This is a genomic window from Limosilactobacillus coleohominis, assembly GCF_016901675.1.
Taxonomy (GTDB): domain Bacteria; phylum Bacillota; class Bacilli; order Lactobacillales; family Lactobacillaceae; genus Limosilactobacillus; species Limosilactobacillus intestinavium.
Window position 1 is genome coordinate 14,442 of sequence record NZ_JACJKU010000015.1, and the last position, 13,542, is coordinate 27,983.

The window sequence follows — 13,542 nt, forward strand, 5'->3', positions numbered from 1 at the left end:
CGCGAGAGCAATTAAGACTACAAGGATGATAATGGCCAATACTGGATTTTGGTTAAATAACATATGAAAAGCTCTAATTTGACCAACGGCTAATTCTGGAAACATCTCTTTCACTCCTTTAGTTATTTAACTACCATTATACTGGAACTGAGTGTTTGGTTCATCTTATGGATTGCGGTAAAATTATAGTTGAATATAAAGGGGGCATCACAATGGATTTAACATGGAATATTATTCGTATCTTAATAATTGCGATTGTCCTCATTAATGAAATTGCTGCATTAATAACCGTCTTTAGAGAAAAACGCGATATTGCAGCAACCTGGGCGTGGCTGTTAGTTTTAACACTGATTCCGGTTTTAGGATTCGTTGCTTACGCCTTTCTTGGGAGAAAGCCAACTCGCCAACGAATGGAACGAATTCAAACAGCAACGCAATTAGAACTTTCTGAAGCAATTGAGGAGCAAAAAAAGCAGTTTGCTAATATGATGAAGCCCAAGAAGGCAACTAAGATGACATATTGGCGGACGGTCCAATTATTTCAAAACTTGGATGATGCTTTTTTCTCCCGACATAATCACGTTGAGATCTTCGATGATGGTAACCAGCTTTTCGAAAAGATGTTTCAAGACATTGAAATGGCCAAAAAAACCATCAATATTGAGTTTTATACCATTTATAACGATCAAATTGGTAATCAATTACGAACATTATTGGAACAGAAAGCCGCAGAAGGAGTAGAAGTTCGAGTATTATATGATTCCTGGGGTTCACGAGGAGTACAGCCAAGCTTCTATAATCAATTACGGGCCAATGGCGGTGCGGCCGCTCAATTTTTGATGACCAGAAGCAACTGGTTTGACTTTCGGATTAACTATCGTGATCACCGAAAAATTGTAACAATTGACGGTAAGATTGGCTATGTCGGCGGGTTTAATGTTGGCGATCAATACCTAGGTCGTGTTGCTAAATTCGGTTATTGGCGCGATACCCACCTGAGATTAATTGGTGGTAGTGTGTATTCTTTGCAGCAACGGTTTATCCGTGATTGGAATGCCACTATGCAGGGAACTCCCAACCAAATTCTTCATTATCGGCGTTTTTTCCCACCAATTAAGGTGACTAATGCAACCACCCCAGTCCAAATCGTTTCTAGTGGTCCTGATAACCAGTTAGAAACGATTAAATTAGGATATCTACGCTTAATCAATGCTGCACAGGACCACATCTGGATTCAGACACCATACCTAATTCCCGATGATAGTATGATTGATGCCCTTAAAGTAGCAGCCCATTCAGGAATTGATGTCCGAATTATGATTCCATGTAAACCAGACCATCCGTTTGTCTATCGTGCGACTCAATATTATGCACGAATGTTAGCTAACGAGGGGGTTACCATCTATTACTATGAGAATGGGTTTATGCATGCTAAAACAGTTATGATAGATGGCAAAATGGCTTCGGTTGGTTCTGCTAATTTGGATTACCGGAGTTTCAAATTGAACTTTGAAATTAACAGCTTTATCTATGATCCACAGATTACTGATCGTCTAGAGCAAATTTTTATGAATGATATTCGGCATAGTAAAGTAGTAACTCCGGAAATGTTTACTCAGCAGTCATTGTGGCTACGATTTAAACAAACCGCCTCGCGTTTATTATCACCAATATTGTAAGGGATAGATTGATAAAATATTGAAGGTGAGGATTATGAATAAAAACTTACAACCTCAAATTACGTTAAATAATGGTGTTAAGATTCCACAATTAGGATTAGGAGTTTGGAAATCAACCAATAAAGAAGCATCTCAAGCTGTACAAACTGCGTTGCACAATGGCTATGTATTAATTGATACTGCCAAGCAGTATGGCAACGAAAAGGGAGTTGGCGAAGGCATTCAAGCAGCAATGCAAGCTGACGGCGTTAAACGGGATGATATTTTCTTAACTACTAAGATTTTTAATGGCGATCAAGGGGACTACGATCGTGTTCGGAAGGCTTTTGAAAAGCAATTGCAAGATTTACAAACAGATCATGTAGATTTGTTACTAGAACACTGGCCGGTGACTGGTAAATATAATGAAACATGGCGAGCAATGGAAGCAATTTTAAAGGACGGGCAAGCTCGTGCAATTGGTGTTTCAAATTTTGATAATGGTCGAATGATTGACCTTTTGGATCATGGGACGGTAACCCCAGCGGTTAATCAAATTGAGGTTAATCCTAATATTCATCAAAAAGACATTGTTGATTTTGATCGACAACAAGGAATCCATATTGAAGCATGGTCACCACTTGGAAGCGGGAAGTTGTTAACCAATTCAGTAGTGAAAAAGATAGCAGCTGCACATCATAAGACACCAGCACAAGTGGAATTACGGTGGGGATTGCAACACGGGATTATTGTAATTTCTAAGACAATCCATGAACAGCGGATGAGAGAGAATATGCAGATATTCGATTTTGAACTGACGCCGGATGAAATGAATGCCATTGACGGATTGAATCAGGAAAAGCATGCTATTTGGTATGATAAATTTAAATGGAGTGGTAACCCAAATGGTGTTGACGATTATGTTGCAACACCAGAAAATTGGTGAAAACGGCTAGGTAATTGAGACAGCAAAACGAAAGCGCAGGGGATTTTGATAAATGAGCAAAGAAATAATAACCGACGATATGATTAACCAGTTTCATAATAGTTATGTTTCACGTGGAACAACTAAAGTTATCGAACGAGCAGTCAGAAAAAATGGGATAAAAGCAACGAGTGAAGATCCTGAAATTAGTCAACGCTTACACCGTGTTTTTTCTCATGAAATCAAAACTGGTAAAGTCAGCAATCAAAAACATAGTGGACGTTGTTGGTCATTTGCGACGTTAAATACGCTGCGGCATAAGTTCGCTTTGAAATATCATTTCAAAGATTTTGAATTATCCCAAAACTACCTGTTTTTCTGGGATCGAATTGAACGAGCTAACAAATTTTTTGACAATATTTTGGCAACGGCTAACTATCCCTTTCGTGATCGGTTAGTTAATTTCTATCTTTCTTCCGCAGAAACGGATGGTGGACAATGGGCTAATGCCGCTTCAATTATCGAAAAATATGGAGTAGTACCACATTATGTGATGCCAGATACGCATAATACTGAAGACACCACTGATATTGGTGAAGTTTTGACTTACATGATGAAAAAGGATGGACTCGCGTTACGAAAACTTGTTCATGAAAATGCCGGTGATGAAGAAATCAGGACCATTCGTCATCAAATGATGAATGATGTTTACCGTGCTTGTGCTTATGCATTTGGTGAACCACCTGCACAATTCGATTTAGAGTATCGGGATGATGATCATAATTACCATTACGATGGCAAAATGACGCCAATTGATTTCTACCATCAGTATTTTGATACTGACCTTCATGATTATGTAGTGGTAACTAATGCTCCTGACCATGAGTACGGTCAAGTATACTTTTTACCATCTCAGGATAATGTTAATGGTGGAATTCCGATTCAATTCGTTAATGTCCCGTTTAAAGACCTTCAAACAGTCGTGTTAAACCAATTAGATGGGAACGAAACAATTTGGGTAGGTAATGATATTCTGCAACAAATGGATCGCAAACGTGGCTTGATGGATGCCAAACTTTATCGTCGTGAAGAATTACTTGGAATTGACTTTACAATGAACAAAAAAGAAAGATTAGAGACTCATCAAGCCGCGGTGACTCATGCCATGACGTTGACAGGTTATAATATGGTGAATGGTCAACCTAACCGGTGGAAAATTGAGAATAGCTGGGGAGATAAGAACGGTGATCAAGGCTATTTTGTAATGAGCCAGGATTGGTTTGAACAATATACTTATGAAGCAGTAATTAATAAGAAATACCTTACTGATGAAATAAAAGAAATTGCTAAACAGACGCCAATTCAGCTGCCTGCTTGGGATTCACTTCAATAATTAATTAAAGATGGTCGCTAACACTGAAACTAATCAGATGTTAGCGACCATCTTTTGTATTCACTCATAATTAATTTTCATTAGTAATCGTTACTGCTTGGTTTGGTTGCAATAATATTTTTTCTTTACCAGTTACAACAGTTCCTCCTGGACGGTCAGTTGTAATGTCAACTTGACCATCATGAACCCGAAAATGAACAGATCCACCTTTAATGGGCAGGGTACAGTCGAGATGCTTAAACATGGTTAAATGAGGAGCTACTTCAAAGGTTGAATAACCGGCTGATGTTGGTTGTAATCCCATAAAGTATCGTCCGAGGAGGTAAACAGGGCTGCTTCCCCAAGCGTGACAAAGACTTTTACCAAATGGATCACCATACATAGCAAATTGTTGTTTGCCAGTTACAGATGGGTCATATTCTTCCCAGATAGTAGTTGCACCTTTTTTAATCATTGATCCCCAGTAATCTTTGATCGTGTCATAAACAGTTTTTAACTGACCAAGTTGACACAGTGCATCTTGTTCAAAAAATTTGAAGTAAGGAGTGGTTAATTGGGTAATTTGGTCATTTAAAAGCACGTTGTGTAAAATTTGTTGTTTCTTATCATCATCAACGATGTTGAATAAGATTGCTAAAATGTTAGCGTGCCTTGTAACATGATGTTTTCCTGATTCGTAACTATCAATAAAAGCACCTTGTTCATTATCCCAGAAGTATTTAACCGTATTTTCTTTTAAGGTATTAAACCGGTTTTCATAATTACTGGTATCTTGATTCAGTGCCTTTTTAGCAGTAATGATGGCCTTCAGTGCTTGAAGGAGGAACATTTGCTCTGCAGCAACGGTACCGTCCTTATCCATTTCCGACCAATCAACAAAAATCCAATCTCCCTGACGGCCGTAGATAAAGCCTAGATCATTAGTTTGATTCAGGAGATATTGCATCATTTTTTCCATTCGTGGCATAATCATTTCTAGAAATTCTGTATCTGCAGTCATTTCGTAATGGTTGTAGATACTAATGACCCATAGTAAAGAATAATCAACAATAGTGTTAATGTGTTGAAGAACCTCATCATGGCCTCGGAGGGCAATGATAGTACGTTTGTCAACATCTTCATTAAAGAATGAATATTGGTTAATGTAGTTGTCTTGGTAAGCGTCACCGCCCCAAATCCACCAGTCACGTTTAATACCATCAATGTAGAAAACCTCACTGCATAATTTAAATGTCCTGATTGAGGCCTGCCAAATGTTATTTAAAAGTTCATCATCGGAGTTAAATGAGGACTTATTTTGCATTGGCAAGTAGATACAATCTGCGACAACATTGATTGAATTGGCAGAATAGTTAGGAATAAACAGGTAACGAAAAGCTCGTTTAACAATCTTTGATGGATCAATAATGTTTGATTGTTGGTAGTAACACATTTTGGTATCAAGTGCCTCGGCTTTTGATTCACCATAGCAAACTGTAATTGGCTTTTTGAGACCGCTAAACTTAAGAGCGGCATTAATCTCTTTACCAAAATCAACCAACAGACCATTATTAATATTTGTCATGGATACGGGCTGGATTGTTTGATGATGATATGGAATTTTAGCGGGATTATCGCTTAACTCGGTGAACAGCTTACTGTAGCCAACGGGCCTCTGAATAACGTAATTATCTGCTACCCAACTAGGATCGGAATAGATGACGTCACCTTCAATGTAGATAGTTGGTAATTGGTCAGGACTAAAAATATAGACGACAATTGATTGTTTGCCCGCATCAAGAGTGATGGGTTCATTGACGTGATATTTAATGTCGTTAATGGTGATGTAACCTTGCTGATGAGTATGAACGGTAAAAGTAGTTGGTTCAGCGAGATCATATGTTTTTTCGAATTTAATGTTCTTGTAGCAATCATCGATGTACCAATAAGCAGGCCAACGCATGCCACGTTCTTCACGAGTAAAATTCTGTAACATTCCTTCGTGGATTTCAAAATCACCAGGGAACCAGATCCAATATTTATTCATATTAAAACCTCTTTCTATGAAATCGAGGATGACAATATGCCATCCTCGATGCAATTTCTATTCCAAACCACGGTTGTGAAGCATTCGAACAATCAGGACAGCAAAGCCACCAGAAATTAATGCGCAAGCGAAAATAATCCAGAGGAAGTTTTGAACTGACCAAGCCATTAGTGTTGGTGTAAATAGTGAGAAAATAGCGGTGAAGAACCGAACAAATCCATATGAAAAACCAGTGATGGAAGCACGGACGTTGACAGGATAGAAGGTTTGCGTCCAAATCTTGTAAATTGGTTCACCACAAAGGGTATTAGTAGCAGAGTAAACAACGTATGCAACTGAAAATGCCCACCATACAGAACTCCAAACACCAGCACATAAGAATGCTAATGAGCCAATGATAATTGCACCATACATTACTGGATAACGGTATTTAGTATCTGAAACTTTGACATAGAACGAATTGGAAGCTAGGTTAAATAGGTTAGCTACCAATGCAATCAAAGTGGCATATGTCTGAGTTCGATGAGAAACAGTAACTAAGAAGTAGTTAACAAAGGATCCCCAGGTGTTGGCAGGAAGGTTCCAGAATAAGTAGAAGAGGGTTAGAGCAATTAATACACTAACGTATTGCTTATTCTTTAAAATGTCACTTAACTTAACCTTCTTTTGTTCATGTTGATCAGCCTTGTTAGTTGATTCAGCTTTTTGAAGAGATTCTTCGACATTCTTGAATTTGTTTGAAAAGGCCCGGATGCACCAGTTTGTAAATGCAACTAAGGCGATTACACCAAAAATATAACGAACGGAACCAACAGTCATACCAGAAGTCAGGAAACCAATGAATTGTGAAAGCAGGATCCCAATCGTCCAAAAAATCTGGGTAATTGTGATACTCCGACCGTACATTTTATCAGAGGTCCGTTCTGAAATAACTGCTAATGAAGTTGGCAGGTCGGCACCAGAAGCTAATCCTGCAATGATCGTACCTAGTAGCAGAATCGTTAAGTTCGGAGCAAAAGCAATAATAAGTGCTCCAATTGCAACAAATAAAATGTCTAGGTTAAAGACACGAACCCGTCCAAAACGGTTCGATAGCCATCCGCCAGTCACGGATCCCAAGGCAACCATTAAGGTGAGTAGGGTTGATATAAAACCAGTTACCAATGGGGTTAAATGCATTAACTTAGTCCAAATTGGTAATGCAACTCCTAAACTAACTAATAAACTCGAGTCAAGATAGGAGGCTGTACCGGCCACTACTACTAGTGACAAAGTTTTTTTATCCATTTTTGGTTTATTCACGTTGTCCATAATGAATTACTCCTTAATTTAATAAATATTTTTTGATGAGAAATGCAGGTGTACATCCCCAAGCATGACAATAACTGGAAACAATCGGACTACCATAAGGCGAATAATTTGTATTTTCTGGCTCAAATGCTTCCCAGTAGGTATCAGCACCAAGTTTAATCATTTTGCCCCAGTAATCTTTTAATAGTTCGATACCATCATCTTTAAGTCCGGCTTTAAAAAAGGCTGCTGCAACGTGGTGATACATATATGGAGTAGCAATTCCTGTAATTGGGAAGAGTTCTTTCTTCATTGAGCTCATTATTTGTTTGGCATTCTCATCGCTGACAACACCAGCTAGAACCATCCAGACTTGACTGGCAACATTGAATTCATGATTAGACCCGGAAACGAAAAGATGATGCTTGGTATCATATAAGTCGTTAATTGAATGATCCACCATTTCATCAAGAATCGGTTGGACTTTATTAATGTCATCATCATGGTTAAGTTGTTGGGCAAGGTGGATGAATTGCTTTAGTGCATAAATAATAATGGCTTGTCCAGCAGTGGTTTTATCAAATTCATTGGACCAATCAACGAATACAGGATAATCATCATCGGGTTCATAAATACCATCATGAACACAATTCAGAGCCACCTCAACTTGCTTCTTAGCAATAGGATAAAGATCACGTAGTGTGGCTAAATCATTGGATGCTGTAACATAGTCGTCTAATGTGGAGATGAAGAATAGCCCATAGTCCAAGAGGAAAGTATCATCTGGTTGTGGATCACCATTGGTAAAAACATTTGCAGCAATTCGCCCATCCTTAGCAGACATACCTCCGAACAGGTATAAACACCGTTTAACTAAGACGTTATTCTGGAATGTGGCATAGTTAGCAAGTGCTTGAAGGTGAAGATCACCAAGCCAGAGACGACGATCTCTTTTTGGCCCATCTTCAAATACTTCTTGCATACAGTCATAAAGAGTTTTAACACTAACGTCGTAGATTGATTGCAATTCATGATCTGATAGTTTCACTGGTTGGTAGTTGTTCCAGTCAGCAGAACTAAGGGCGGTTAGCTCAGGATCGCTAAAGATAGCAGACCATTTTGGTGAAGTATCGATGACTTTTAACTCAACATATCTAAAGGCATAACGACGTGGCAAATTAAGTTCCACTGGTAATTGGTCAATGTGAATAGTTTCTTCTTGAATCCATGATTTACTAAGCCAACCATCATAATCAGCAGAGTTAAAAGCAAATTCAGCCGGAGTTTCAGCAAATTTGATTTTGAGTGCTAATGGAGCATCTTGTGGTGACCCAATATGGCGGATGTTAATTTTAAAGTGGCCAACGTAGTGGTTACCAAAATCTAGGATCACTCGATCATCACGTTTTAGCTGATGTTTATCCAGATTAGTGATGTCATCAATTTTCTTCATTCCTGTTTCGTTGAGCTTGCTACTATCTTTAACCGGTTCGACAATGGCGACGGGTTTTACCACTGTTGATTTTAGCTTTAGCGTCAGAGCAGCCGCTTTATTAAGCAGGGACTGATTATGATTAAACTTGACTTGATTATTAATTTGAAAAGTAAATGCCATACTAATTACTCCTTTGAGCGTTGTTGGATAATACCGTACTTTTTTCCAGAGCAATGACGCAGAGGCCAGCAATAAATCCAATAATAATTAAGGCAGTGAAGCCAAACATGGTGTAACGAATTACGTTAGGCATCACAAGAGATGGGGTTACAAATGCGAAAAGACCACAAGCAAAGCGGGAGAAACCATTCATAAATCCTTGAATGGAAGCACGAGTTTCAACTGGGAATGATTCCTGAGTCCAAACTTTATAAATTGCCTCACCAGCAATGTTATTACCAATGTTGTAACAACCAATTGCAATCACAATTGGCCATAAATCGTGACTAGAAATTGCCAGTCCAAACATCGCGGCTGCTTGAATAATCATGCCGATTACAAAAAAGGTATTTCGTTTAGGGCTTGAAGCGACGGATGAAAATGCTGTAACAGCAGCGAGTCCTACGAAGTTAAGAACAATTCCCGCTCCCGTAGCAAATGTCTGTGAAGCGTGTGCCTGAACTAAAGTGAAGGTTTGGAATTGGCCGAAGGTGTTGGCTAATAAATTCCAGAAAATATAGAAAATAAAAATTCCTAGGAATAATCCAAGATAACGACTCTTTCCTTCACCAGAAAAGAGGACCTTCATTGCAGAAGAACTACTTAATTTAGTATCAGTTTTATGCTCCTCAGCAGCACGGAATTGGTCACCGTCAGCGTGAAATTTTTTAAACTTTGCTGAATTAGTGCGCCATAACCAGGTGACGGCAGCAATAATTGTTAAAATACCAAAGACAACTCGTGCACCAGTGGCACCCGCCATCTTTGAAACAATGAATGAACAGATATATGAAATGAAAATTCCAATTTGCCAGTAAATTTGGGTGGATGAGACAAGGCTGGAAGAAACTTTTTCATTTGGTGCATCATGTGAAATTACCGTTAAACTAAGTGGTAAATCAATTCCAGATGCGAGACCTGTGATTATTACACCCAGGAGTAAAACCAAATAATTAGGAGTGAAGACACAAATTAAAGTTCCTAAGGCGTAGAAAAAGTTAGTCCAGTTAAATGAGCGGATTAATCCAAACGCCTTGCTAACGGAACCAGGAAGGAAACCACCAATGGCGATTGCAAATGTTAATGCAGCAGAGATCACTCCGACCTGACCATTGGTTAAAGCAAGACCCTTTTGCCAAACAGTAATGGTGGCAGAAAGGCCAACAATAATTCCTGAACCGAGGATTGAACCAATCCCCGCAGCCGCGGCCAATGGCCGATATTCGGCAGTAAGTTGTTTATTATCCATAAAAAGAACCTCGCAATCTAAATAACAAAACTAATAATTCCTATGTTTACTTTATGATTATTTGGCAGCGCTTACAATATTAAAAAGTGAGTGGTTTAGTTGCAAGATCACAGGTTCACAAATTATAATTGCTTTATTGGCAGTGATGACCAGAGTTTTAGTATTTAAAGGACAAAATTGGTATGGAAAAATTACGCAAGTTATTGTTAAAGGAAGATCCTGTTGAAACCAAACAACGGCTTAATAATGGTATTAATATTAACGATATGGGGCTGCAATATGGACCAGGAATGATTCCCAAAATACCCCGTAGCAACTTTTTTGCTGATTCATATGTACAAGTGACAAAGCAGCACCGCTATTCTTATATGCCGGCACATACGCATAGTTTTATTGAATTTAATTACCAATTTTCTGGGAGCTCACAACAGCAGCTAAATGGTCATGAATATCTATTAAAAGCGGGTCAACTGTTAGTAATGGATAAAACCTTAATCCAACGTTATGGATATATGGATACGAATGACTTATTAGTCAACATCCTGATTGATCCACAACAGTTACCAACAAATTTTTTACATACAATCAGACCTGCAAAAGGATTTCACCGTTTTATGTATAACGTGTTAGATAGTCAAGCAAGCCATGACAGTTATTTAATCTATGATTTGAATAATAATGATGATGTGAAATTGATATGGCAAGAACTAATGTATTATGGACTAACTAATGGACGACCATTTGAAACCCGGGGAAGATTAATGGAAGCCGCGTTGAGTTGCTTGCCAGAGCCGATTATTACTAGTATTCACCTTCGGAATTCAAGTAGTGATCCACTAAATCATGTGATTGATTATATTGATAAACACTATGTTGATGTTACGTTGGCTCAAGTAAGTGATCACTTTGGCTATAATAAAAATTATTTAGGCAACAAAATTAAACAAAACACAGGAATGTCGTTTGGTGAGTTGTTAGATCGTAAACGATTACTAATAGCAGAGAGTTTATTATTAGATACCGATTGGCCGGTTAGTAAAATTGCAGAGCGTTTGGGTTATCGGAACACTTCGTCATTATTTCGCTTGTTTAAAAATAAATTGCAAATTACACCAACGGATTTTCGTAATCAACATACGGGAGAAATGAATTAAAAAAGCGGGTGATAAAAAGTCATGATTGACTTTTTATCACCCGCTGAATTGTATTAAATGAGATTTTAATCACGCCGTAATTGTTGATGCATGGTGAAGAGATAACTGCAACCGAGCATGATTGCTAACCATAGCAAACCGAATAAAATCCAAGAGCCGTGCCAATTAAAAATACCAGCCAATGTATTTAAGGTAGCAGCACTAGGATGCCAGAAATTAACCATTAGTCGGATAATTTGGACTATCAGAATTAACAAGATAGTTGGGAGGGCAATCCCGACAATGATTTTCCAAAGGCGGGATAAAAGAGCAAAACCACTACCGATAGCATAAGAGAATACTACGATATCAATAATTAATAATAAAATTCCGAATGCGGTTGCCACATTTAGGTGTTGAAAACCAGTACCGAATAAATAAATTAGCCAGGCAAAAATACTAATTGAAAGGACGCCATAAATTTGGCTAACCCAGATTTGCCAACGGGACTGGCCATTTTGAATACCAATTTTGAATTCACTATATGGCTCAACAAGATAGTAAACTCCCATTAAGACAAATGAACAGCTTAAAAATGGATCAGCAACCCCATGGTAGAAGGATGAAAGAGTCAGCCCTGAGAGACCGTTACCTGATAATAAACCTAACAGTTCACCGAGAATGTTAAAGCCTAATACGGTAATTAAGATAATGCCAAGTGCGTAGAAATATCTCTGCATTGATTTTTTATAAATAAGCGGTAATTGCATATTAATTCTCCTTTCCAATGGTTAATGCTGTGAATGCTCTTTGCAGGTCAATATGCTCAATTTTAATTTGATCTGGAATTACCTTATTTTCAGATAACGGCTGAACAACATAAACAGTTTTGATGTTACTAAGAGTTTGTTGATCCAAGATAGTTAAGTCGCTGGTATACTCGTCAACTAATTTAGAAGGCCCACTAATTGCATAAGCATTTGCTAATAAGTCGTTAACATCTTCATTACGAATAAATTGATGATGGTCTAGAATCCAAACATGTTCAACCAGATTTTGGATTTCACTAATTAGGTGAGTGGAGAGGACGAAAGTTCGCGGACGTTCTTCATAAGTTTTCATTAGTTCACGATAAAAAAGTTCACGGTGACCAGCATCAAGGCCCAAAGTAGGTTCGTCGAGGAAGATAAAATCAGCATTGACGCATAGGGCAGTGATTAGTTTGGCAATCGTAGTTAATCCTGTTGAGAGATTACTAAGGTGGGCTTTTTCATCAACACCAAAAGAATGGGTTAAGCGATGAGCCATGGCGAAGTTAAATTGACCATAACCATCATTTGCTAACTGAAACATGTCGCTGACACGAGAGCGTTTTGGATACATGGAAGTTTCACTCATTAAAAATAGTTTTTGCAAGGCGTCATGATTATTGTTAACTGTTGAATTGTCTAGGTGGATTTCTCCATCGGTTGGGAAATTACGATTGTTGATAATATTGAGCAAAGTGCTTTTTCCTGCACCATTCTGGCCTAAAAGTCCATAAATTTTATTTGGTTCAATTTGAAAAGTTAAATTGTCTAAAATGACATGATTACCAAAGCGCTTAGTAAGCTGGTTAATTTTGAGTGTTGCCATTTTGATACCCCCGTTGAATTAATGATAATAAGTGATCTTCAGTGATTTGTAGTTTGGTGGCTTCTTTGATGAGACTGACGACGTAGTTTTGATAGAAACCTTCTTTACGTTTTTCCATAATCCGTTCCTTGGCGCCTTTCTTAACAAACATCCCTAACCCGCGTTTCTTTTCGAGAAGGTGGTGATCCACCAAAAGGTTCATTCCCTTAAGAACAGTTGCTGGATTAATGTGAAGTTCTTGTGATAATTGGGTGGTAGAGGGAACCTGTTGACCTTCAGGGAAAAGCCCTGAAAAAATCATTTCTTCCATTTGGTCTGCTAATTGTTGATAAATCGGTGCGGATTGATCAAATTCAAAATGCACAGGTTTAGCCTCCTTTCTGATAAATGTTAGTTAGTTAATTACTTGTGTAACTAACTATATAACTAATTAAGCTTTTTTGCAAGAAAAAAATCGGCATTGTAAGCAACAACGCCGATTAATTGGCTCTACATCATTTAGTGTTGGTTTAACAAAATCGTGAAATTTTCGCTAAATTGGTATAGTTTTACGAGTTACATACTTTTAGGGTATGTGAC

11 protein-coding genes are annotated in these 13,542 nt (G+C 38.1%); 4 read left to right on the forward strand and 7 right to left on the reverse strand.

The features are described 5' to 3' along the window. Positions 1-212: 212 nt before the first annotated feature. Genes cls through H5975_RS02615 form a run of 3 tightly spaced genes read left to right on the forward strand, consistent with a single transcriptional unit; the run spans position 213 to position 3,976 of the window. Entirely contained in the window at positions 213-1,679 is a 1,467-nt protein-coding gene (gene cls, locus H5975_RS02605) for a cardiolipin synthase (RefSeq protein WP_204784765.1), read from the forward strand. A gap of 34 nt (positions 1,680-1,713) precedes the next feature. Beyond that, positions 1,714-2,604 (forward strand): aldo/keto reductase, encoded by an 891-nt coding sequence (locus H5975_RS02610; RefSeq protein ID WP_204784766.1) that lies wholly within the window; start codon positions 1,714-1,716, stop codon positions 2,602-2,604. A 52-nt stretch (positions 2,605-2,656) separates the two neighbouring features. Next, the gene (locus H5975_RS02615) at positions 2,657-3,976 is read left to right on the forward strand and encodes an aminopeptidase C (protein WP_204784767.1); all 1,320 of its coding nucleotides are present in this window, start codon (positions 2,657-2,659) and stop codon (positions 3,974-3,976) included. 70 nt (positions 3,977-4,046) lie between these two features. Here H5975_RS02615 and H5975_RS02620 read toward each other — a convergent pair whose 3' ends face one another. The 4 genes from H5975_RS02620 to H5975_RS02635 are packed head-to-tail and all read right to left on the reverse strand — an operon-like array spanning position 4,047 to position 10,195. Beyond that, the gene (locus H5975_RS02620) at positions 4,047-6,002 is read right to left on the reverse strand and encodes an amylo-alpha-1,6-glucosidase (RefSeq protein ID WP_204784768.1); all 1,956 of its coding nucleotides are present in this window, start codon (positions 6,000-6,002) and stop codon (positions 4,047-4,049) included. 57 nt (positions 6,003-6,059) lie between these two features. Continuing rightward, positions 6,060-7,313: an MFS transporter gene (locus H5975_RS02625; RefSeq protein ID WP_204784769.1), complete on the reverse strand. Its 1,254-nt coding sequence runs from the start codon at positions 7,311-7,313 to the stop codon at positions 6,060-6,062. A 13-nt stretch (positions 7,314-7,326) separates the two neighbouring features. Next, the gene (locus H5975_RS02630) at positions 7,327-8,907 is read right to left on the reverse strand and encodes an alpha-rhamnosidase (RefSeq protein WP_204784770.1); all 1,581 of its coding nucleotides are present in this window, start codon (positions 8,905-8,907) and stop codon (positions 7,327-7,329) included. 1 nt (position 8,908) lies between these two features. Further along, the gene (locus H5975_RS02635; RefSeq protein WP_204784771.1) at positions 8,909-10,195 is read right to left on the reverse strand and encodes an MFS transporter; all 1,287 of its coding nucleotides are present in this window, start codon (positions 10,193-10,195) and stop codon (positions 8,909-8,911) included. A gap of 182 nt (positions 10,196-10,377) precedes the next feature. On the opposite strand from H5975_RS02635, the gene H5975_RS02640 reads away from it, so the two are divergent. Beyond that, positions 10,378-11,349 (forward strand): AraC family transcriptional regulator, encoded by a 972-nt coding sequence (locus tag H5975_RS02640; protein ID WP_204784772.1) that lies wholly within the window; start codon positions 10,378-10,380, stop codon positions 11,347-11,349. 65 nt (positions 11,350-11,414) lie between these two features. Here the strand turns inward: H5975_RS02640 and H5975_RS02645 are convergent, their stop codons facing one another. The 3 genes from H5975_RS02645 to H5975_RS02655 are packed head-to-tail and all read right to left on the reverse strand — an operon-like array spanning position 11,415 to position 13,327. Continuing rightward, a complete protein-coding gene (locus tag H5975_RS02645; protein ID WP_204784773.1) occupies positions 11,415-12,098 on the reverse strand; it encodes a hypothetical protein in 684 nt (227 codons plus the stop codon). Between the two features lies 1 nt (position 12,099). Further along, positions 12,100-12,963, reverse strand: coding sequence for an ATP-binding cassette domain-containing protein (locus H5975_RS02650; RefSeq protein ID WP_204784774.1), 864 nt, complete (start codon positions 12,961-12,963; stop codon positions 12,100-12,102). Continuing rightward, the gene (locus H5975_RS02655; protein WP_204784775.1) at positions 12,944-13,327 is read right to left on the reverse strand and encodes a GntR family transcriptional regulator; all 384 of its coding nucleotides are present in this window, start codon (positions 13,325-13,327) and stop codon (positions 12,944-12,946) included. The genes H5975_RS02650 and H5975_RS02655 overlap by 20 nt, the downstream gene beginning before the upstream one ends. Between the last annotated feature and the right edge of the window lie 215 nt (positions 13,328-13,542).